Origin of the sequence: 'Nostoc azollae' 0708 (genome assembly GCF_000196515.1) — a bacterium.
GTDB lineage: Bacteria > Cyanobacteriota > Cyanobacteriia > Cyanobacteriales > Nostocaceae > Trichormus_B > Trichormus_B azollae.
In genome coordinates this window covers 4,712,794-4,733,973 of the sequence record NC_014248.1, presented here as the reverse complement: position 1 = coordinate 4,733,973, position 21,180 = coordinate 4,712,794, and the positions used below count along the sequence as shown (strand labels likewise).

Sequence of the window (21,180 nt, the reverse complement as noted above, 5' to 3'; positions counted from 1 at the left end):
CTACCAGTAATTGGGGGAGAACAGGTATAATACTTTGGGTGAATGCATGGTTTTTCTGTGTTCACCTAGTTTTATGGTTTTGTTGGACAAACCACAGAGAGAAAGAGAACATAGAGGAAGAAAGAAATGGAAAATAATTTTCAGTTCATAGAGTGTAATGATGATGATATAATTGAATGTAATGAATTAATTTATAAATTTAGTAATTTTAAAAAAGCATGAGAAATACTTGTTGACAATGAAGGACTTCTGGAAAAAGTCTGGAATCTATTAATAATAGAGGAGAAAATTAATTATTTGCAAGAGGGTTATTATGCTCTTGAATTTTTTCAAGAAGGTATGGATGCAGCAATACTAACTTTAGGTTCTAAATCTTGGAAGAAAGGAAAATTAAAATTGAGTCTATGTATTAAATTTTATGCGGTGGGAGAAATAGAACAGACTAAAGAAACACCAGAAATTAAAGAACCATAATCACCACTTGATGATTTACGACATAAGATAAATAATGCTACTTCATAAATTAATTAGTCCACGAAGGTGGACTATGTTTGTGTAAGTGTGATTTCTAATCGCTTAATTATCTGAATCAGGATGTCCAGGATTTACAGGATTATTAATTGTTACAATCAATATCTTCTCAAAAACTAATTAATGTAAAGATTGATAATTAAGAAGAAATCTATTATTAAAGTTAGTGAAGTTGGTAAAAACTAAAATAAGCTATTAAGGAAATAGAAGGTAAAACACAAAATGATGAACCTTAAATATCAAATGATAATTCAATGGTCAGAAGAAGATAAGTGTTTTTAGTAGGTTCTTCTGACTTTCCCGGACAAAATTGGCGGATACATGGAGATACTTATCAAGAAGAAGTTAATAATGGAATAGATACTTTAGAATCATTAGTAATCGCTTATCAAACAACAGGTTATACCCTTCCACAACTAACATTTAATCAAGCTGTATACATCAAAGATACCCAACTTATTGCTATAAGATTTGGATCCGATGAATAATTAATCATATAAGTGTGAAATCTTTTCCATGGCATAATTACATTATAGAATATGCACGTTATTACTCTCAAAAACTTAACCAAGATTTTGATTAATTTCGTCAATTAATATCAATACAACGCCACACATCCCCATACCTCCAGAAGTGAGAAACTATATCTTTCAAAGGGATAAATATCAGTGTCAAAGCTGTGGTAAAACTTCCCAAGAAGCTAATCTCAGCATTGATCATATTATCCCTTTGTCTCGTGGTCGAAAAAACGATATTAGCAATTTACAAACGCTCTGTTTAACTTCCAACCAACGTAAAACAGATAAAATTGACCATCGTTTTCACCGACATTTCGAAATTTAAACTCTTTTTTCTTTTTCTCTCTATGTTCTCTGTGTCTCTGTGGTTCGTTTAGAAAAATCTACATCCTTAACCCAAAATGCAACCACTACGCGCAGGAATGTTTAAATAAGCATCTTTAGCATTCCATTTTATTTCACCTCTACCATACATTAGTTTTTGCGGTTGATTTTGTAATTGAATACAATCAAAACTAGCTGTAACTGACTCATTACCTACATTTACAGCAATAATTAATTCCTCATTTCCCAAAGTTCGCGCAAATACATACAGCGTTCTTTCTGCATAAAGAACTTGATAATTACCAATCCGTAAAGCTGGATATTGATGACGTAGTGAAATTAATTGTTTGTGAGTTTCCAGTATTTCCAAATTCCAATTTGCTTCTAACGGAAAACCACGACGACTGTCGGGATCTAACCCACCAGGTAAACCAACTTCATCACCATAATATATACTCGGCGCACCAGGGAATGTCAATAATAACAAAGTTGCTAGTTCCATACTAGCAATATCACCATCGGCAATGGTAATTAATCTGGCTGTATCATGACTTGCTAATAAGTTAAGTTGTGTTAGCTGAATTTCCCAAGGATACAATTTTAATAAATCCTCAATCTTTCCAGCATATTCAGCAGCAAATAACGGTGGATAGGTTTCATAAGCACGTCCTTCTACCTGTTGTAAATCTACGCGATCACCTGCGGTAAATGCAATAGTCGGACCCGTAAATAAATAATTCATTACCCCATCGAATTGACTTCCATCCAACCACTCACGGGAATCTGTCCACACTTCCCCCACAATATAAGCATCAGGATTTATGGCTTTTACTCTTTCCCTAAATTCTTGCCAAAAACCTGGAGTTTTGATTTCAAAAGGTACATCTAAACGCCAACCATCAATACCGAATTTAAGCCAATATTCGGCAATTTCCATAATATATTCCCGGACTTCTGGGTTATCATGGTTAAATACTGGTAAAGAACGAATTCCTGCCCATCCTACATAATTTGCAGGTGCATTACCTGTGTATGGTGCAAGTGGCCAACCTTCAATTTTAAACCAATCTACCCAAGGTGAATGGGGTCCATTTTCTAAAATATCGTGAAAAAAGAATATACCCCGACTCGCATGATTAAAAACGCCATCAAGCACTATTTTAATAGTGCGCTGATGTGCCGCATCTAGTAATTCCTTAAAAGCTTCATTACCTCCCAATAATGGATCAACTTGATAATAATCATGGGTGTGATAGCGGTGATTACAAGCTGATTGGAAAATGGGAGTAAAGTAAATAGCGTTAATTTCCAAACTTTGGATATAGTCTAATTGTTCTAAAATACCCCATAAATCGCCACCTTTATAACCTTGGAGTGTGGGGCAAGCATCCCAATCTTCCCATTTTGCATCATTTAACAATCGTTTATGTGGTTGTTTGCTTTTAGCAAATCTATCAGGGAAGATTTGATAGAAAACCGCGTGTTTAACCCAGTCTGGTGTGTGAATTGGCATATTTACTAATAACTTATCAAGTTATCAATATATCCAATAAATTCTCCCAGACTAGGAACAGTATTAGCAAGTTTTATATATATAAATTCATAATCTAAATTAGATCCCAGCCTATTAAGTTGTTTTTCACTTTTATTGAAACCTTTTCCTACATGATTATAAATCTGCTTCAAATTATCCGAAGGTTTCCGTCTCGTTTCCATATCCTCAGTTGGAGGCTCAAAACCAAAAATCTCCTGATTTCTATTTGGTGTTAAACTGAAATCTAGTTTAACAAAATGATTATATTCTGCTGAAAACCATACTTCTAGTTCCATGATAGCACGCACTATATTTATATTTAGAGGAATTAAACCCTTTAGTAATAAAGAATGTAAATTACTTTGCAGCTTAGATTTGTCAGATATGCGTGTTGGATCAACATCTTTTAATCTAATAACTCTCTCCTAGCTAGATACCATTAGCTTACCATACTGTTTTTTCATGTCAGAAGCCACTCTTTTGTGACCGAAGGAGTCTTATATTAAAACATAAGATTTTGTTACACAAATAATAAGTGGTTTCTTAACTGAATAAATATCTCGTCCAGATTGATTAGCATTTACAGAAGTTATCTCTATAGCAATTTTATTTTCTTCAGCAATTTCTTGAAGTAATGTTTCTACAAATATATGTTCTGTTTTACCTTCTACAAAAATAGCTAGTTTTCTCACTGATCTAGATGCTCCTCATTACCAAATCCTTTTAAGTAAAATTGAGCTTCAAAAAAGTCAAAATAATTTTGAACAACGAATTTAGAATCTTCAAATATTTGTTTCGAATTATGTATATAATATTATGAAGTTTTGCCAATGCTGGTTGTCTCTCAATTACTGACTAATAATCTAAAAGAACACCATTCATAACCATTCATAACATAGCTATCATTAGTTGTCGTGATTAACTGAACTAATCCACTTTCAGATTCACATTTACTAATAAGTAACTTAATCATTACTGATGGTCTTTCAAAATCTAGTCCTTCCCCAATATCATCTATTAAAATACAATTAGGCTTTTTAGCTAAAACCGAATAGTTTACTTAAATGATTAGAGATAATACTCTAAACATACCTTGAGACATTATTGCTTGCTCAGTTTTATCTTTTAGCTCATTTTCTTGAACATAAAGATATTGGAAATGTGGAACTAATTCCTTTTTAGTTAAAAAAACCAGACCATATAGTATTCTTATTCATATTTGACATATGTTGTAACTGACAGATGCCATATCTGATTTTATAGCTTCAACGAAATTTCCTCCGAATTCTTCTTTGCCTGAATTGAATATTTCAATGACTTGCTATGTATCTTTTAAGCCTATCCTTATCGAGTTAGCAACTGTAACACGACCTTTTCCTAAATCTGTGCCAAATTGACAATATTTTAATGACTTTGCCCAATTATAAATTTCCTCAAAGAAATGATGTTGGATAGAATCTCTCCGTTTTAAAGGAGCAATTTCATGAATAGGAGTCTGAAAGTCGATTTCTATTTTTAGTTTTTCAGCCCAAACTTTACCCTCACCTGAATTATTCCTTTCAAGGAAAATCTCAGAGGCAATAGTTAATTCCTCTGTAACTACACGACCATTCTCAACTATTAATATGTAAACTATTATGTATTTTTTCGGTATTAGAAAAGATTAATTTCCATTTTCTTGACCTATGTTGAGGTCTGAGCATTTCGTCACCACATAGCAAATGCGCTAAAAAGTTAATAGCTCTAAGTATTCTCGACTTACCAGAGGCATTCTGACCAACAGCTAAGTTTATATTACCTAACTGACAATCATCTAAACGCCACTCACTTGCCTTACCTTTATCCTCACAATATTCTATAAAGTCTAATCTCATATACTTACACTCTTTACACTTAATTAAGGTAATCAGGGCTGATTATATCCCATTAGTAATCATAGTAACTCTAATCTTATAAGAGAACCTTAGCCCTGATGTTGATTTGAGTAAGACCATTCACATTCACGAAGTCTGAGCGAACTTAAATAAAAAGTGCCGCAGAAACGTGGAAAAACTCTCCCAAAGCTTTAGCTTATGCTTTACTAATGGATCTTTTCCCATTCACAATCTCTGAAATAACACCCTTTGAACCTCTAACTTCAACTAGATCTGCCTGTTTAAGTCCTCCTGCATTGATTAAGATCTAATAGAATTTATTGGGGAGATGCTGATTCTAGAGAAAATTGGGAATCTTCATACATTTCCACAAGAATAGATAACAGTTCTAATAGAGAAGTTTCCTTTGCAGAAAGTTATTCTCCAGATTCCATCAGCTTGTCTATAGATTCAATAGCAAGATTATACTCTTCCTCAGAAATAATAACTTTAGGTTGGTCTTGTTTTAAAAGAGAACCGTGGCTTTTTCTGTTCAGTGTGGCTGAAACAGGTTTGCCAGTAGAGTCTTTTCCTGTCATCTGTCCATATCATTTAGCTGAAGTAACAGAAGATGAGTTTTTACCTCAGTAAGCACTGCATTGAACTAGTACCGCCGTGAATTCAAAATACTTCTTTCAGAAGAGCTACGCTAACAAAATAGTGCTTCCAGCAGGCTGCGCAACAAAATTCAAAATGTATACGGCGTGAGCTTTTCAGAGATTTGGAATGGTTGGTTTATTGACGCCGTACTGTACTATACTGCAAACGAGTGAAACTTGGACTTATGTCATACTCAAAGAGATGGCGAAGTATCTCGGAGATTTTTTACTATCTCTTTCAGAGACGCTCCGCGAACGTTCAGAACGACACTACTTTTAAACAGTTTTTAGTATAGCATCCTAACCTCTAATATCATTAATACATGAGTTCTATTTTACCTACCTAAACCCCATCTCAAAAATTCCTTCCCAAGATTCTTTGATCCCCCCTTATCAGCTGCCACTCATAGTCCTAAACTGTAGGTGAGAGTTGAAAGGCAGTCTGGAGAAATTTTGTGAAAAAAGTTTTAGCAATCATACTTGGTGGGGGTGCGGGTACTCGGCTTTATCCGCTAACCAAACTCCGCGCTAAACCCGCAGTACCTGTGGCTGGGAAGTATCGTCTCATAGATATCCCTGTTAGCAACTGCATCAATTCAGAAATCTTTAAAATCTACGTCCTCACACAGTTTAACTCAGCTTCCCTTAATCGTCACATCGCCCGTGCTTACAACTTCAGCGGTTTCAGTGATGGTTTTGTGGAAGTGTTAGCAGCACAGCAAACACCAGAAAACCCCAATTGGTTTCAAGGTACAGCTGATGCTGTGCGTCAGTACATTTGGATGTTGCAAGATTGGGACGTGGACGAATTCCTGATTCTTTCTGGAGACCACCTCTATCGGATGGATTACCGTCTGTTTATCCAGCGTCACAGGGAAACCAATGCGGATATTACCCTTTCTGTGATCCCCATAGATGATTATCGCGCCTCAGATTTTGGTTTGATGAAAATCGACAACTCTGGTAGGGTAATTGACTTTAGCGAAAAGCCCAAAGGTGAAGCTTTAGCGCAAATGCGTGTCGATACTACCGTGTTGGGGTTAACAAAAGAACAGGCTGAATTACAACCCTACATCGCTTCGATGGGGATTTATGTCTTCAAAAAAGATGTTTTGATCAAACTGTTGAAAGAATCTTTAGAGCGGACTGATTTTGGTAAAGAAATTATTCCTGATGCAGCTCAAGATCACAATGTTCAGGCATACTTATTTGATGATTACTGGGAAGATATTGGGACAATTGAAGCATTTTATAATGCTAATTTAGCCCTTACTCAACAACCAATGCCACCTTTTAGCTTTTATGATGAAGCAGCACCAATTTACACCCGCGCTCGTTATTTACCTCCTTCTAAATTGTTGAATTGTGATATTACCGAATCAATGATTGGCGAAGGTTGTATTTTGAAAAATTGCCGAATTCAGCATTCAGTTTTGGGAGTCCGATCGCGGATTGAATCAGGCTGTGTAATTGAAGAATCCCTACTCATGGGTGCTGACTATTATCAGCCATCAGTTGAACGCCAATGTAGCTTAGAACAAGGTGACATCCCTGTAGGCATTGGTACAAACACCATTATTCGCAGAGCAATCATTGATAAAAATGCCCGTATCGGTCACGATGTCAAAATTATCAATAAAGATAACGTCCAAGAAGCTGAACGCGAAAAACAAGGCTTTTTTATCCGTAGTGGAATTGTTGTCGTTCTCAAAAATGCTGTAATTCCTGATGGTACAATCATTTAGTCAGTTGTCAGTTGTCAGTTATCAGTTGTCAGTTGTCGAAACTAATTAATCAACCCAAAATAGCTAATGACTAATGACCAATGACTAATGACTAAACTACTTTTGCTGATTGGTCTTCTTGGTAGTGGCAAGTCAACGTTGGCAAAACAATTACTGACAGAATGCCCCCAGATGCAGCTAATTTCTACAGATGCCATCCGGGGGCAAATCTTTGGTTCCGAAGCAACTCAAGGACCGTGGTTCTTGATTTGGCGGGAAATAGAAAGACAATTTCAGCAAGCTACTACTCTAGCTATCCCCACTATTTTCGATGCTACCAACGCCCAGAGAAGAAATCGCCGGAAAATCATAGAATTAGCCCCTGATTTCGCTTTTAATCACATTACTGGGCTATGGGTAAGAACTCCTCTTCGGCTGTGTTTAGGACGTAATAAACAGCGCGAACGACAAGTTCCTGAAGAAGTTATTTTGCAAATGCACCGCCAACTCCGGGATGCTCCCCCTAGCTTAGACGATGGACTAGATAGGCTGACTTGCTTTCCCCAATTGCATGAGTACGGTAATTTCGCTGGCACTATGAGCGACAACCACACTAGATTTTTGATATCCTTTGCTAATTTAATAGCATAATCTTGTTGTCTGGCATTAGGCTGGGCAAACAGCAAATCTGATTTTTTAGAAAAAAACATAAAAATTTTTACAGGAGGCTGGTAGATGGCTGCAACCGACTTTAAAGACTATTACTCAATTTTAGGAATCAATAAAACCGCCAGTCCAGAAGATATTAAACAAGCTTTTCGTAAACTAGCCCGTAAATTCCACCCTGACGTTAACCCTGGTAACAAGCAAGCAGAGGCAAAATTTAAAGAAGTTAACGAAGCTTACGAAGTTCTCTCTGACCCGGATAAACGCAAAAAATATGACCAATACGGTCAATATTGGAAGCAGGTCGGTGAAGGTTTCCCTGGTGGTGCGGGGGCAGATATGGGTGGCTTTGACTTCAGTCAATACGGCAGTTTTAATGATTTCCTCAATGATTTGTTCGGTGGTGCAGCACCTGGCGGTAGGAAACAAAATTACTCTTATCGCACTTCCACTGGTAGACCAGGTGGCAGTTTTAACCATTTTGGTTTTCCAGATGCTGCTGCTGGTACTGCCCAAGATAGCGAAGCTGTAATTAGCTTAACTTTTGCTGAAGCATTCGCTGGAGTTCAAAAACGCTTCAATTTAGGTAACGAAACAATTGATGTTCGCATCCCCGCAGGTGCAAAAACTGGTACTCGTCTGCGGGTGCGGGGTAAGGGTCCAGTTAACCCCATGACTCAACAACGGGGAGATTTATATTTAAAGGTGGAACTTCAATCCCATTCTTTTTTCCAAATTGAAGGTGATAATCTGGTGTGTGAAGTGCTAATCACTCCTGATGAAGCTACTTTGGGAGCTACTATTGATGTACCTACACCCGATGGGAATGTAAATGTGAAGTTGCCTGCGGGAGTTCGTTCTGGTCAGTCTCTGCGCTTACGTGGTAAGGGTTGGCCTCTAGCTAAAGGTGGACGTGGTGATCAGATGGTGAAGGTGGCGATCGCACCCCCAAAAGACCTCAGCTCACAAGAGAGGGAATATTATGAAAAAATCCGGGCTATCCGTACTTACAACCCCCGCAGTCATTTGGTACAGGTGAAATTATAAAAAAAGGGTGTAGGGGTATAGGGGAGGAAAAACAAGTTTCTCTACTTCCCCACTTTGTTGGCGTAGCCTGTTGGAGGAACTATTTTGAATGTTGAATTCATATTATCCTGTTCTGGACATTAACAGTTTCCGAAAACCTTCTATCATCTCTGGTCTTGCTTAGGTAGTTTGCTATGCTGGAAGCGGAACTAAGTGATCGTACCAAGCTTTTAATGTTGGATAGTCATCTAAGTAAATGCCCCCTCTTGGCACCCAGAGTACAATACTTCCCGCTACAATTTCAGCTAAAGTTAGGTTCTCGTTGCCAAAGTAGGGACGGTCATCCAGTTGATTCTCGAAAAAATTCAATGCTGTACTAATTTTTGTCTTAGCTTGCTCAATTGCTTCTGCATTTTTTCCTGGTAAATCTAATATTACTGACATCAGTGGAGTAATAGCAGGTAATAATTCATTCACACTGACTATTTCCACCATTCGCACAATTGCTAAATCTTCGGCATCTTTTGGCAACATCACAGGAGTTGGATATTTAACTTCTAAATAGTCCAAAATTGCTAAAGACTCTATTACATTAAAACCGGCATCTACCAAAGCAGGAATGTGGTGGAAGGGGTTAATTGCTAAAAATTCTGGTTTAAACTGTTCTGCACTTAGTTGAACTTCTACCAGTTCAAATTCCAAGCCTTTGTCTATTAATGTAATCCAGACTCGGCGTGAATTTTGAGAAATTGGCAAATGATAAAGTGTGAGCATCATTAAATCTCACAAATTTAATTATCAATTCCTATCCTACAGGTTTTCAGGGAAATAATTAATATCAAGTAGCTTTAAATGCGCGATAGCTTATCCACTTTTCCTGAATTGAATCGTTCTAGTAATGTCTCTATACTAGCATTGTGATCTAAAAAAGAAAATAAATGCCTGTAAAGTAATTTACCATCTTTATCTAATACAAACTGCGCTGGTAAAGGTGCTCCTAATGCTTGTCCTGCTTTGTAAGTCCGAAAAACATAACAACTAGGATCACTCAATAAAGGCATTTTTAAACCTAAGTCTTGCACAACTATTTGACTTTGCTTTCTATCGGTGCTAGTAATCATTAAGACTTCTATTCCCCGATTTGTAAATTCCTCATAATTTTCATTCAAAGCTTTAATATGGGGATAGCAAAATGGACAATATTGTTTTTCTGTGAAAATTCGGGTAAATGCAAGTAAAACAGGTTGTTTACCGCGATAATCTGATAATTTTAAGGTACGATTATTGGTGATATCTGATAATTTAAAGTCTGGTGTTCCTACTCCCAATCTGAAATCATCTAATGCTGGTTTTGGTAAAAGATTACGGAAGAATCGCTCATTAAATAAGCCAGTAAAATATGTGGATGTCAGCATAAATAAATATTACAAATTAAAAGCTAATAATTAATCGGGGATTGGTAATTGGTGATTGGGAAAAACTCTTGCCCAGTCACCAGTCACCAGTCACCAGTCCCCAGTAACCTACACTGCTGTGAAATAAACTTTAGACTTCACAGGGTCGGGAATCATTGTTTTTTCTCCAGGTTGCCAACCAGCAGGACAAACTTCGTCGGGATGAGACTGAACGTACTGAATGGCTTGTAATGTACGCAGAGTTTCTTCAACGCTACGACCAAAGGCAAGATTATTAATAGTAGCGTGTTGAACTACACCATCTTTATCAATGATGAACAAACCACGCAAAGCAATGCCAGCTGAGGGGTCGAGAACGTTGTAAGCAGCGCTAATTTCTTTTTTGATATCGGAAACTAGGGGATAATTTAAATCGCCTACACCACCAGATTTACGATCTGTTTGAATCCAAGCGAGGTGTGAGAATTCGCTATCAACAGAAACACCGAGAACTTCTGTGTTAAGCTTCTTGAATTCTTCGTAGCGATCGCTAAATGCTGTGATTTCAGTGGGGCAAACAAAGGTAAAGTCTAAAGGGTAGAAAAACAGGACGACATACTTACCGCGATAGTCGGTAAGTTTGATTGTCTTAAATTCCTGATCCATAACAGCAGTTGCTGTAAAGTCGGGAGCCTGCTGACCAACGCGAAGGCATCCTTCTGTTCCGTAAGTGAGCGTCATTAACCTAGTTCTCCTTCAACTTATATCCATTTTTTAGCGCGTAGGTTCGCGGTTCTCCGGTAAAGTTAGCTTTGATAATGTTAGAGGTCGGTAACTATCCAAACAGCACTTCCTTAACCCTTAGATGTTTAACTGTTCGGTTCTAGAGCAAAGGACTAGCTTCACATCCCTTGGTAGGTCTTGAACTCTTACCTCTAACGTAGTACCCAACAAGGTACTTAGTCTGGTCAGATTAGGGCTTTTCAAGCCCACGCCTTCAGGAGTAGGCTTTCTGACAGTTTAATTACGATCTGTTACAACTATATCATAGTCATTACGATTTTGAGTAGCCAATGACGGATTTAGATACTAGAGAATGGTTATTAACCAATGGCTTGGGTGGTTTTGCCAGTGGTACAGTTTCGGATGTGCATACAAGGACCTATCATGGTTGGTTATTTGCGGCTACGAATCCACCTTCTGTCCGAAAATTCTTACTTTCCCATTTGGAAGCAAGTTTAGAAATAACTGGAAAAGCAATAGCACTGGGAACAAATATTTGGGGTAGTGGTGAAATTGAACCCAGAGGCTATAAATTCCTGCACCATTTCGATATTAACCCTGTTCCCAAATGGGTTTGGAGTGGGGATAACTGGCAGTTAACTAGACAGTTCGTGATGCCAAATGGGAACTGGGAAAGGCAGGGGAGCAGGGAGCAGGGAGCAGGGAAGAATAAATTACCACTTCCCAATACCCAGAGAATTTTGATTCAATATCGGTATGAGGGTAAGGAGCGAGGGATTTTAAAACTAAGATTGTTTATAGGCGATTGCAATTTTCATCATCAACAAACTGGCTGTAAAGAAATACAGTTTTCTCAATTGGTCAATCAACAGATGGTTTGTTTGCAAATAAATGATGGTGGTCAATTTGGTACACCTTGGCATCTGCGCTGGACACAAGGAGAGTATCAATCCGATGGATTATGGTATTGGAATTATAGTTTACCCGAAGAAACAAAACGGGGATTAGGCGATCACCAAGACCTTTATAGTCCCGGTTCTTTAACAGTTAACCTCCAACCAGGAGATACTGTCACCCTAGAAGCTCAAGTAGGTTTACCCGACTCTCAACCAGCAATTCTTTCCCCTGATAGTTTTGCAGAAGCAGTAGACGCAGAACAAGAAAGACTTACTCGAATTTTCGGCTGGAAAGAAGAAGCAGGGAGCAGAGGAGAAAATCCCTCATTTCCTAGTCTCCAGTCCCCAATTCACCAAACCCTACTTAAAGCCAGTGATCAATTTATTGTCTATCGAGATTCTATAGCTGGCCCTACGGTGATTGCGGGATATCACTGGTTTGGTGATTGGGGACGAGATACTTTAATCGCTTTACCGGGATTGACACTAGTTCCACAACGCTTTGAAATAGCAAAAGGACTGTTACAAACTTTTGCCCGTTATTGTCGTCATGGGCTGATTCCCAATGCTTTTCCCGATGTTGATAGCGAACCTTTTTATAACAGTATTGATGCTGCTTTGTGGTGGATTGAAACTTTAGGACTTTATTTAGAAGCTACTCAAGATTGGCAGTTTTTGGTAGAGCAATTTCCAGTTGTGCAGCAAATTCACACAGCTTTTATTGGTGGTACTCGCTACAATATCCAAGTTGATGCCATTGATGGGCTAATTTCTTGGGATGCTGATGGTGTGGCTTTGACTTGGATGGATGCACTGGTGGAAGGATTACCTGTTACACCCCGCTGGGGTAAAGCAGTAGAAATCAATGCTCTGTGGTATTCGGCTTTATGTTGGTTGAGTCAGTGGGCAGAACGATTAAGCCAAATAGATGCAGGTAATTTTTTACCTTTGACTAATCAAGCACAACGCTACGCACGGCAAGCAGAACAGGTAAAAAATTCGTTGCAAAAGTTCTGGAATCCACAACTAGGTTATTTGTACGATTTCATTGACCCAGATGATCACCGGAATTCGCAAATTCGCCCCAATGCAGTTTTGGCTTTATCTTTACATCATTGCGGTTTTTCTCAACAGCAAGGTCGTCAAGTTTTGGATTTGGCAACTTCTCGATTATTGACTCCTTACGGTTTGCGTAGTTTAGATCCCAGTGATCCAGAATATGTAGGAAAATGTGAGGGTAGTCCCCATAAACGCGATCGCTCTTATCACCAAGGTACCGTTTGGACTTGGTTGATTGGCTCTTATGTCCGGTCTTGGGAGCGTTTTTACCCGGAAGTACCCATACCTTTTGACTGGCAACCACTTTTAGATCACTTCTTATCTAGTGCTTGTCTGGGTTCAATTTCGGAGATTTTTGATGGTGATACACCGCATATATCCAGGGGTGCGATCGCTCAAGCTTGGTCTGTTGCTGAACTGATACGCTATTTTAGATGATTCGTAAGGTTTTTCGTGCAAATATGCAAAGCATCAAAGACGCAAAGAGAAAGATAAGGGCTATGAAGCGTTATTTACATTAATTAGAATATTAGCATCTATACAGGTATTATTTTGTAGTTGATAAGTCGTAATAATTGCCTGTTTAATTGCCTACTTGGTATTTTATAGCTTATGATCTAATTTATGACAACCACCAAAAAAATTACTTACAAGTAAGATCGTATGGATTTTGTTGTTTTAGATAGGGAAGGCAACCTGATTTTAAGTGAATTAGCTATTATTGATAGTAGACCTCATGCAAAATTGTTTCTGGGGTATGATAGAGAGTTTTAGATTTTATGTATTTTTGGTGTTCTTTGGGCTCCCTAATTCAAACATAACCCTGTAACTCTAATTCTTGGCTAAAACAAAGATAAATGCCCATAATTATAACATAAAGTTAATTCTGCAAGAGGTCTAGTCAAGGTGTGGTAATTTATGAAGTTTTTTGTGATGGTAATTCCCATGGATTTCAAAGTGTTTTACATCTCAAAGATGTAAAAACCTTATAAGCAGAATTTCTAACTATTGTTCAAGATAAAAAAATTATCTGTCACTATGCAGAACATGATATAGATATCCTCAAGGGGAGTTTTAAACAAGTTGGTTTAACTTGGGAAGATTTACAATTTGATTGTACTTGGCTTCTGGCTAAACACTATTTTCCCAATTTAGAAAGCTATTCTTTAGAATATAGAAATCATATTTGATTTTTGAAAAAGACTAAGAGATAATACTGAGAAAGTGTCTTGTCTAATAGCTAACAATCATCAACCAGGAGCTACAATCTAAAATTGCAGAACTACCAGAATTTATAGATGAGCGTCCAGATGCAAGGGAAGTAAGAAAAGCATTGGCAGTGAAGCTGGTTTATCAAAGCTACAAGTATGAGGAAATTCAAACAATTTTAGATGTTTCAGTTGGTTCAATAACAACATGGAAACAAGCCTATGAGAAAGATGGAATTTTAGGACTGCGCCTGAAACACAAAGGGAGAAAAAGCTACTTGAATACTCAACAAAGAGAAGAAGTACTGGCTTGGTTACAAACGAAGGAATGTTGGGACCTTGGCGAACTTGAGTATAAATTGGCTTTTGAACATGATGTACTTTATGAATCAAAACGTAGTTATTACGACTTGTTTGATGCGGCAGGAATTAGTTGGAAGAAAACATCTTCAGCAAATCCAAAAGCTAATGAAGAAGCAGTTGCCGCAAAAAAAAAGAGATTTCATGATTTTTGGCGAGCCGCCGAGAAGATATAGAAGCTGGGCTATTGAGAGTTTTACTATTAGATGAGTGTCATTTACTTTGGGGAGATAGCATTGGATATGTTTGGGGTAGAACTGACCAAGAAATAAGCATTCCAATTAGTATTAGTAACGAACGAGATAAACAAACTTATTATGGAGCAGTTGACTATTTAGGTAAAAATTTATTGTTGAGAACCTATGATACAGCTAACTCAAAAAATACTATTGATTCTCTCAGCTATTTACTAGAAGAGTCACCTAACCAACAATTACTTATTTTTTGGGATGGAGCTAGTTATCATTTTTCAAAAGAAATTCAAAATTTTTTAGCATCTATTAACCAAGGTTTACCTTTAGAGCAATGGAAAATTTATTGCGTCCGCTTTGCTCCTAACTGTCCCTCTCAAAACCCCATAGAAGATGTTTGGTTGCAAGGGAAAACTTGGCTGCGACGTTTTTGTGCTTTAATCCCAACATTTTCTCATCTTAAGAGGATCTTTGAGTGGTTCATTCAAAACACTACCTTTGATTTTCCGTCTCTCCAGATGTACGGAGCATTTTCATAAATCAAATACTATTCCTATATTTGTGTAAGTATTTTAATCTTAAAGATCATAATCAATATTTATTTTATTCCTAAAATGGCATATGGGGCATACTGCTGATTCCAAATCAGGATTAACTTTTGTCACTACTGATCAAGAATAGTATCACGGGATTTTTACCGAATTTGGTTTTATTTCGCCCAAGGAATAAAATCTCAACTAGGTGAATGATAAAGTTTACTTTCTTTCCTTGTGCCTGCTTGTACTATTGCTGCTTAGAACAAAACACAGATTCAATATCTGTCTTAATCCACATACATTTGCGGTTAGTTATTAATGGATTTTTAAAATGGCTCAGGTCAGATTTGAACTGACGACCCCAGGCTTATGAGTCCCGTACTCTAACCAACTGAGCTACTGAGCCGTGTTGTTTTATCAACTTATATTAAGATAGCATACGATTCTCGCTATGGCAATTCCCAAATCAAAATTTTCTCCCAAAATAAAAGAGGGAGCAAATCTCCCTCCACGAACAAGACAATTACTTAGTTAACAAACAGCCAGGCTTTTATAGACGTGCCTGTGATGGTAGGAACGCAATTGGGTTCACTGCACCCTTACCTGCTGGGTGGACTTCAAAGTGGCTGTGAGGTCCAGTGCTAAAACCAGTGCTACCCATAGCAGCAATAGTTTGCCCTTGTTCCACTTGTTGACCTACTTGCACTAAAATTCGGCTATTGTGACCATAACGAGTCATACTACCATCGGGATGACGGATATCAACCACATTGCCATAACCACCGTTATTCCAACCTGCTCTTTCTACCACACCGGGAGCAGATGCATAAATTGGTGTGCCTACACCGTTAGCAATGTCAATACCTCTGTGCATTCTGCCCCAGCGCCAACCATAGCCAGATGTGAGAACACCCTTAGCAGGCCAAATGTAAGATGCTGAAGAGGTAGATTGAGGATTACTATTTTGGTCAACATTTTTAGGCAGGTATAAATCAACTGCCGCTAATGGTGGTAATGCTGGGGATACTCTGGTTCCTCGCAATTTACCCAAGGAGTCGGTCGAGTTAAGACTAGGAGAAGGAACAACCAATCTGATACCAGATGAGTTATTGCGATCAAAATTACCAGATGAAGTTGTTTGATTGGGCAGGAATTCTGGGTTAATTGGCTCGTTCATGGGACGAGCAGCACGCAATTGGGGCTTAACAGGTTGTTCTCTGTAACTGGGTAGTATTGGTCTTGGTACAGGAATTGCTACCGCATTCCGTTGAGAATTAACTCTAGAGGGGGCAAATAGATTGCCTATTTCGATTGCAACTGGCGCTGTGGAATCATCGCTTGCACTCGGTGTTTGTACAGTTACACCAGACTCTTGAGGACGATATTTTTCGCGTAGTCTCTCAATTTCTACTTGTAAGCTGCGGAGACGTTCGTTACCTTTGACCTTGGCTACCTTTTGAGGTTGTTTTTGAGCCGTTGGGATTTTGGTGACGCGATCGCGTGATGGAGTTTCACCACCAACACTATAAGGCATAGGGGAAGATAGGTCATTTTCTCCTGACTGTTGCTCATTATCGTGAGCTACAGGGACAGTAATGCTAACGCTATTGGTGGTAGCAGCCGGAGTATTGACCTGAAATTGGTTTTCCTTAACTTTGGGAATAGAAATAACAGCAGAGTTGCTATTTCTGACTCCTGATGGCTGTGAGACTTGAGGTAGACTGGCATCTAAATCAAGTTTGTTCAGAGGAGAACTAGCAACTGTGGCAATATTGTTGGACTGGACGAAAGTACGCTGAACTGCTAGAGTTGACTGGTCGTAACTGCTCCGTTCTGCTATAGCTGTGGGAATAATCAGTTGTTGACTGATTTGTAATTGATTGGGGTCTGCTAGATTATTAGCTTTAACTAGTTCTGAGACTGAAATACCGTAATTACTGGCAATCTCAGCTAATGTATCTCCAGGTCTGACTTCATAGGTTGTCCCAAATGATTGGGCAACAACTTTAGGTGCGGCTGGTGCAGATGATGTTACCTTCTGCATTCCTGCACTTGTTTGTTTTTCCTCTTTTAACCTGGATATCAAACTAGCTTGGCTGCTATCTGTCGCTTCTTCCGATTGTGCTGCTACAGTTTTGTCAGCTACAGTTGTTGGTTGTGCTATTTCAATCTTACGAGTTTGTGGTAGCTTTTGAGTATCGTTAGACCGCAACTCGGCTAAACGATTTTTTAATCGGTTCGATTTTTCCTGTAAGCGATTCAGGGCAAATTCTTGCTGCGCTTTCAGTTGTGCATCAACATCATTGCTGACTGTGTTTGCTGATTCCACAATTACGGTTGTGGGTTGAGAACCTGCAATACCTTGACTGCTGGATAGTTTTTGTACTCTGATTTCAGGTAATTGGTTGGCTGTTTGTAATCTGGATTGAACTGAGTTAGTCTTAAATCCCTGATTTACGTGGGATTCCAAGTAGATAGCATTTTTGTCAGCTTCTGATGTAGGAATTTGGACAGCCATTTCGTTGACTGTAATCGGCCATTTAGCTTCAAGCCCAGGCACTTGCGAAACTGCTGTTGGTTCCAGAATAACAGGATTTTCAGGCAACCTCGCTGAAGAGACTGCTTGGGACTCCAGCTTGGTGGCGGCAAATTTTATCTCAGTGTCAGAAACAGCAGGAATCGTTGAGGCTGCTTTTTGACTGCCAACAGGAGCCGCTGCTTGGGCTTGATCGCTTTGTCGAGTCACCAAAAGGCTGGTTGCGCCCATTGAGATTGCCAAGCCTATCATAGCGGCTTGGGTTCTAGCCCGGCAGTTTGCTTTGTGATTTGTCTCATTTAACTGCTCGACCGGGGCAGCATCGCTGTTGGGGTTATTGTTTAACACAGCCTTTACTCTCTTCTTCAATGCTCGTTTCAAAGACGACCTCCTATGAATGATCACGCTTCGCTTAACTGACCTTGATTTTTTTAGTTGGATATTAATCCATGATTGAGATCACATCAAACGATATATCAAGATCACTTTCACCAGAGATACTTAGGCAAGATTAACCTGCTTCTCTGATTTAGACAAGTTCATACTTGTTTGTAAACCTTAAAATTCTTGTATTGACTTGTCTGTAACCACTCCTCATACAATCCAGGATTGTTCGTTGTTGACAGTTATCGTTGCTGATTTTGCTTTTCCAGCGGGATCCAGACAAATATGATAGCTTTGCTGAGTCCAATTTAGCTGTTGGCATTTGGTCTGCGCCGATTTCCGACAAAACTATGTTCCTGCTGTAGATATTTTCTAGGTTTTTTTATTCAATCCGTCTTATCAACTGGAGACTTTACGTTGTTTCTTCCCTAAAAAACAACCGTACACATTACTAAGGATTTTTGAGTCCTATGGTTGTGTCTAAGGATATAAATAGCTAAAATGCTTTCCAGTAAATGCTTTGATTGATTTTATCTCTAGGCTAGACAGAATTTGAATTCACTAAAATCTATCATTGACTATTCACTAGGAATCAAAGCTAATATACAAATTTCTTATATATCTCTCATTCAACTAATCTGGTTTTTTTACTTAGGTAGGAAGGGTATTGGCACTTGACCCCACCAATGATTAGTTTACGTAATATCGCTGAATCTTCTCCGATGTGACTTAAGTATTTCATATATGACTATACCAGTGGCAAGTTGAGGTTCTAGATGGTGAAAGGTTTATGAGATAGGCTTTTTGGTCTTTTATCTATGGCTATTGTTGTTGAAGATATATGAGTTTTTATACGTAACCAATTTTTAACTATTGTAAACAATTTGCCTAATATTATTGCTTTGCTATCTGCAGAACTTAAGTTAAATAGCCTAACTGACGGCGGGATTCAAATAAGCCGATAGCTACACTGATGGATAGATTCAAGCTGCGAACTCCGGGTTCATCTATGGGTATGTAGAGTGTGGAGTCACAGGTACTGAGAACGGTTGCTGGTAAGCCTGTGGTTTCACTGCCATATAATAGCCAATCATCGGCTTGAAATTGATAATTGATATAGTTAAAACTACCACGGACTGTAAAGCCTAACAATCTGCCGCCACGCTGCTGATGGATGGTTTGGAATGCTTCCATAGATTCGTGATAGTGGAGTTTGACATAAGGCCAGTAGTCTAAACCTGCTCTTTTGAGGTAGCGATCACTAATTTCAAAGCCTAAAGGACCAACTAGGTGTAACTCCGTCCCTGTAGCGGCACAAGTACGGGCAATATTACCTGTATTGGGTGGAATTTGTGGGTTAACTAAGACTATCTGGGGCATATAAAAATTCAAAATTAAAAATTCAAAAACTAGTAGGTAAGGGGAGAATATCAGGATTGATGACGATATGAAACAAAATCTACCCCTAGACAGACAGATATGACTTATAGGTTTTGTTAATAGGCACTAATCTCTGGGGAAAGATTAGATTTTTAAAACCGAAAATGAGGGAAAAAGAGGGAAGAAGAAGAGAAATTTCTCTTCTTCTTCCCAGTCACTAGTCCCCAACCCCCAATCCCCAGTTCTCAATCGCCTCTAAGCAAGCAAAGAGGAACACAATTTGTTTTCTAGTTCCTGTTCTCGTTCTTGGGTGGCGATAATTGCCTGGTTAATGACTCGCTGGGCATCAACACCAATTTTGTGTAGATGTAACCACTGTTGGGCTTCGTTGCCTTCGCGGAGAATTTTGTGTACGGGGGAAAGGAAACAACTGAAGCCTTTTTGTTTGGCTATGCCCCAAACTTCTTGATATAGTTGGGCGACCCAGTCTCTGGCGAGTATGGTACTACCATCTTGCCAATGTTGTAATTGGGCATCTAGACTGGATGTGGCTGCTGCCATTTCATTTTTAGTGGTTAAGGTAATTAGTTCTTCTGGGGAAAAACTGCTTTGGCTGAGGGGGTCGATGTTGGAGTTGTCGATAATTTGTAGCAATCGTGCTTCCAGGAGGGCCGTAATTCCTAATAAGGAAATGGGATCTGTGACTAAATCACAAATTCGCAGTTCTAGACGATTTAAATTATAAGGACGGCGATCACCATTTGGTCTGACTGATGTCCACAAATGCCGGACGTTTTGCATTGTTCCGGCTTTTAGCTGTTCTTCTACCCATTGAATATGATGGGCATGACTGGCAAATAAGGGTACATAATTGGGGGTTTGAGGGAAGAGTCCCCAACGGGTGGAATGATAGCCTGTGGCTTTTCCATCTAAAAATGGTGATGAGGCGCTCAGGGCAAGGAATAAAGGTGCTTCCAGGCGAATAATTTGACAGGCACGTATTAAGATTTCTGGATCGCTGATGCCAATATTAATATGTACGCTGGCAGTGACTACTTTTGTGCCGTAGGTTTGCTCAATGTAGTCATGATAGGGGTTAGTTGGGTCGGAACGATGAAAGTGATCGCTTCCACCCAAGGATAGGGTACTGCCTGGTATTAATGTGTAATTGTTCAATCGCTGCAAATATTTACGCAACTCCTGCCGAGGACGCAGCAACCCACACAATTGAGATTCATAATTGGTAGATGGACTAGTTATGTACTCTACGTTGCGGCTATCTGGCTCCCGCATAAATCCTTCTAAATCTGTGATGATTTGGTCGGAGAGTCCGACAATTTCACCTTGAGGCGTGCCAGTATACATCTCAATTTCAAAGCCTTTTGTTAAGACCACTTTTTTTTCCTCGGCTCTCCTTATTTGAATAAATTGTATCGAATTAGACGATTTTTTGCATCACAGTAATTGTGTGAAATTGAGGATTAGATTTATTGACCGCAGATAAACACAGATAAATACTGATTTGATTCATTGATTAGTTGCTATCCCTTTTTTTGTTCTGGTTTTTTTTTCTTGCTTCTGATGTGTTGTTTGTTTTAATATAAATTGATCTGGTAATTCATCTGGTTGAGCAATTTTGAGGCGGATAAATTGCGCC

17 protein-coding genes, 1 tRNA gene and 1 pseudogene are annotated in these 21,180 nt (G+C 38.7%); 8 read left to right on the top strand and 11 right to left on the bottom strand.

What is annotated here, in order from left to right; translation table 11 throughout:
* Positions 1 to 225: 225 nt before the first annotated feature.
* From AAZO_RS22050 to AAZO_RS22040, 3 genes and pseudogenes are all read left to right on the top strand, one after another.
* Positions 226 to 474: a KGK domain-containing protein gene (locus tag AAZO_RS22050; protein ID WP_228371761.1), complete on the top strand. Its 249-nt coding sequence runs from the start codon at positions 226 to 228 to the stop codon at positions 472 to 474.
* 279 nt (positions 475 to 753) lie between these two features.
* A pseudogene (locus AAZO_RS22045) lies at positions 754 to 1,019 on the top strand (type II toxin-antitoxin system HicB family antitoxin).
* A gap of 109 nt (positions 1,020 to 1,128) precedes the next feature.
* Positions 1,129 to 1,374 (top strand): HNH endonuclease, encoded by a 246-nt coding sequence (locus AAZO_RS22040; protein ID WP_041641856.1) that lies wholly within the window; start codon positions 1,129 to 1,131, stop codon positions 1,372 to 1,374.
* A 66-nt stretch (positions 1,375 to 1,440) separates the two neighbouring features.
* Here AAZO_RS22040 and AAZO_RS22035 read toward each other — a convergent pair whose 3' ends face one another.
* From AAZO_RS22035 to AAZO_RS35835, 4 genes are all read right to left on the bottom strand, one after another.
* Positions 1,441 to 2,886: a glycoside hydrolase family 13 protein gene (locus tag AAZO_RS22035; protein ID WP_013192870.1), complete on the bottom strand. Its 1,446-nt coding sequence runs from the start codon at positions 2,884 to 2,886 to the stop codon at positions 1,441 to 1,443.
* Positions 2,887 to 2,891: 5 nt separating this feature from the next.
* Positions 2,892 to 3,203, bottom strand: coding sequence for a hypothetical protein (locus tag AAZO_RS22030; RefSeq protein ID WP_041641851.1), 312 nt, complete (start codon positions 3,201 to 3,203; stop codon positions 2,892 to 2,894).
* A 201-nt stretch (positions 3,204 to 3,404) separates the two neighbouring features.
* The gene (locus AAZO_RS22025) at positions 3,405 to 3,599 is read right to left on the bottom strand and encodes a TOPRIM nucleotidyl transferase/hydrolase domain-containing protein (RefSeq protein ID WP_041641846.1); all 195 of its coding nucleotides are present in this window, start codon (positions 3,597 to 3,599) and stop codon (positions 3,405 to 3,407) included.
* Positions 3,600 to 5,197: 1,598 nt separating this feature from the next.
* Complete coding sequence (locus tag AAZO_RS35835) at positions 5,198 to 5,359, bottom strand: hypothetical protein (RefSeq protein WP_187289555.1); 162 nt, start codon at positions 5,357 to 5,359, stop codon at positions 5,198 to 5,200.
* A 515-nt stretch (positions 5,360 to 5,874) separates the two neighbouring features.
* On the opposite strand from AAZO_RS35835, the gene AAZO_RS22015 reads away from it, so the two are divergent.
* From AAZO_RS22015 to AAZO_RS22005, 3 genes are all read left to right on the top strand, one after another.
* Positions 5,875 to 7,164, top strand: coding sequence for a glucose-1-phosphate adenylyltransferase (locus tag AAZO_RS22015; protein ID WP_013192868.1), 1,290 nt, complete (start codon positions 5,875 to 5,877; stop codon positions 7,162 to 7,164).
* Positions 7,165 to 7,251: 87 nt separating this feature from the next.
* Entirely contained in the window at positions 7,252 to 7,794 is a 543-nt protein-coding gene (locus tag AAZO_RS22010) for an AAA family ATPase (RefSeq protein WP_013192867.1), read from the top strand.
* An 84-nt stretch (positions 7,795 to 7,878) separates the two neighbouring features.
* Positions 7,879 to 8,856, top strand: coding sequence for a DnaJ C-terminal domain-containing protein (locus tag AAZO_RS22005; protein WP_013192866.1), 978 nt, complete (start codon positions 7,879 to 7,881; stop codon positions 8,854 to 8,856).
* 171 nt (positions 8,857 to 9,027) lie between these two features.
* On the opposite strand, the gene AAZO_RS22000 is transcribed toward AAZO_RS22005, so the two are convergent.
* The 3 genes from AAZO_RS22000 to AAZO_RS21990 form a co-directional block, all read right to left on the bottom strand.
* On the bottom strand, positions 9,028 to 9,612 hold the full coding sequence (locus AAZO_RS22000) for a glutathione S-transferase family protein (protein ID WP_013192865.1): 585 nt from the start codon (positions 9,610 to 9,612) through the stop codon (positions 9,028 to 9,030).
* Positions 9,613 to 9,683: 71 nt separating this feature from the next.
* Positions 9,684 to 10,250, bottom strand: a complete 567-nt coding sequence (locus AAZO_RS21995; RefSeq protein WP_013192864.1) for a peroxiredoxin family protein — start codon at positions 10,248 to 10,250, stop codon at positions 9,684 to 9,686.
* Positions 10,251 to 10,358: 108 nt separating this feature from the next.
* Positions 10,359 to 10,970 (bottom strand): peroxiredoxin, encoded by a 612-nt coding sequence (locus tag AAZO_RS21990; RefSeq protein ID WP_013192863.1) that lies wholly within the window; start codon positions 10,968 to 10,970, stop codon positions 10,359 to 10,361.
* Between the two features lie 332 nt (positions 10,971 to 11,302).
* Between AAZO_RS21990 and AAZO_RS21985 the strand changes: the two genes are divergently transcribed.
* Together AAZO_RS21985 and AAZO_RS32960 are read left to right on the top strand one after the other, a co-directional pair.
* A complete protein-coding gene (locus AAZO_RS21985) occupies positions 11,303 to 13,366 on the top strand; it encodes an amylo-alpha-1,6-glucosidase (RefSeq protein ID WP_013192862.1) in 2,064 nt (687 codons plus the stop codon).
* An 835-nt stretch (positions 13,367 to 14,201) separates the two neighbouring features.
* A protein-coding gene (locus AAZO_RS32960; RefSeq protein ID WP_420807076.1) for an IS630 family transposase occupies positions 14,202 to 15,226 on the top strand; the annotation gives its coding sequence in 2 pieces (ribosomal slippage) (positions 14,202 to 14,646 and positions 14,646 to 15,226; 1,026 coding nt in all).
* Positions 15,227 to 15,555: 329 nt separating this feature from the next.
* Here the strand turns inward: AAZO_RS32960 and AAZO_RS21970 are convergent.
* From AAZO_RS21970 to gshA, 4 genes are all read right to left on the bottom strand, one after another.
* Positions 15,556 to 15,629: transfer RNA gene (locus AAZO_RS21970), tRNA-Met, on the bottom strand.
* A gap of 144 nt (positions 15,630 to 15,773) precedes the next feature.
* Complete coding sequence (locus AAZO_RS21965) at positions 15,774 to 18,140, bottom strand: peptidoglycan DD-metalloendopeptidase family protein (RefSeq protein WP_013192860.1); 2,367 nt, start codon at positions 18,138 to 18,140, stop codon at positions 15,774 to 15,776.
* A 921-nt stretch (positions 18,141 to 19,061) separates the two neighbouring features.
* Positions 19,062 to 19,523, bottom strand: coding sequence for a tRNA (cytidine(34)-2'-O)-methyltransferase (locus AAZO_RS21960; RefSeq protein WP_013192859.1), 462 nt, complete (start codon positions 19,521 to 19,523; stop codon positions 19,062 to 19,064).
* Positions 19,524 to 19,778: 255 nt separating this feature from the next.
* Positions 19,779 to 20,918 carry a glutamate--cysteine ligase gene (gene gshA / locus AAZO_RS21955; RefSeq protein WP_013192858.1) on the bottom strand — a complete coding sequence of 380 codons (1,140 nt, stop codon included), beginning with the start codon at positions 20,916 to 20,918 and terminating at the stop codon, positions 19,779 to 19,781.
* Positions 20,919 to 21,180 lie beyond the last annotated feature (262 nt).

Coding starts and splice junctions, on each gene's coding strand:
- AAZO_RS21990 (WP_013192863.1), bottom strand. CDS start 10,970: ATGACGCTCACTTACGGAACAGAAGGATGCCTTCGCGTTGGTCAGCAG.
- AAZO_RS35835 (WP_187289555.1), bottom strand. CDS start 5,359: ATGACAGGAAAAGACTCTACTGGCAAACCTGTTTCAGCCACACTGAAC.
- AAZO_RS22005 (WP_013192866.1), top strand. CDS start 7,879: ATGGCTGCAACCGACTTTAAAGACTATTACTCAATTTTAGGAATCAAT.
- AAZO_RS22035 (WP_013192870.1), bottom strand. CDS start 2,886: ATGCCAATTCACACACCAGACTGGGTTAAACACGCGGTTTTCTATCAA.
- AAZO_RS22000 (WP_013192865.1), bottom strand. CDS start 9,612: ATGATGCTCACACTTTATCATTTGCCAATTTCTCAAAATTCACGCCGA.
- AAZO_RS21995 (WP_013192864.1), bottom strand. CDS start 10,250: ATGCTGACATCCACATATTTTACTGGCTTATTTAATGAGCGATTCTTC.
- AAZO_RS22010 (WP_013192867.1), top strand. CDS start 7,252: ATGACTAAACTACTTTTGCTGATTGGTCTTCTTGGTAGTGGCAAGTCA.
- AAZO_RS22030 (WP_041641851.1), bottom strand. CDS start 3,203: ATGGAACTAGAAGTATGGTTTTCAGCAGAATATAATCATTTTGTTAAA.
- AAZO_RS21985 (WP_013192862.1), top strand. CDS start 11,303: ATGACGGATTTAGATACTAGAGAATGGTTATTAACCAATGGCTTGGGT.
- AAZO_RS21960 (WP_013192859.1), bottom strand. CDS start 19,523: ATGCCCCAGATAGTCTTAGTTAACCCACAAATTCCACCCAATACAGGT.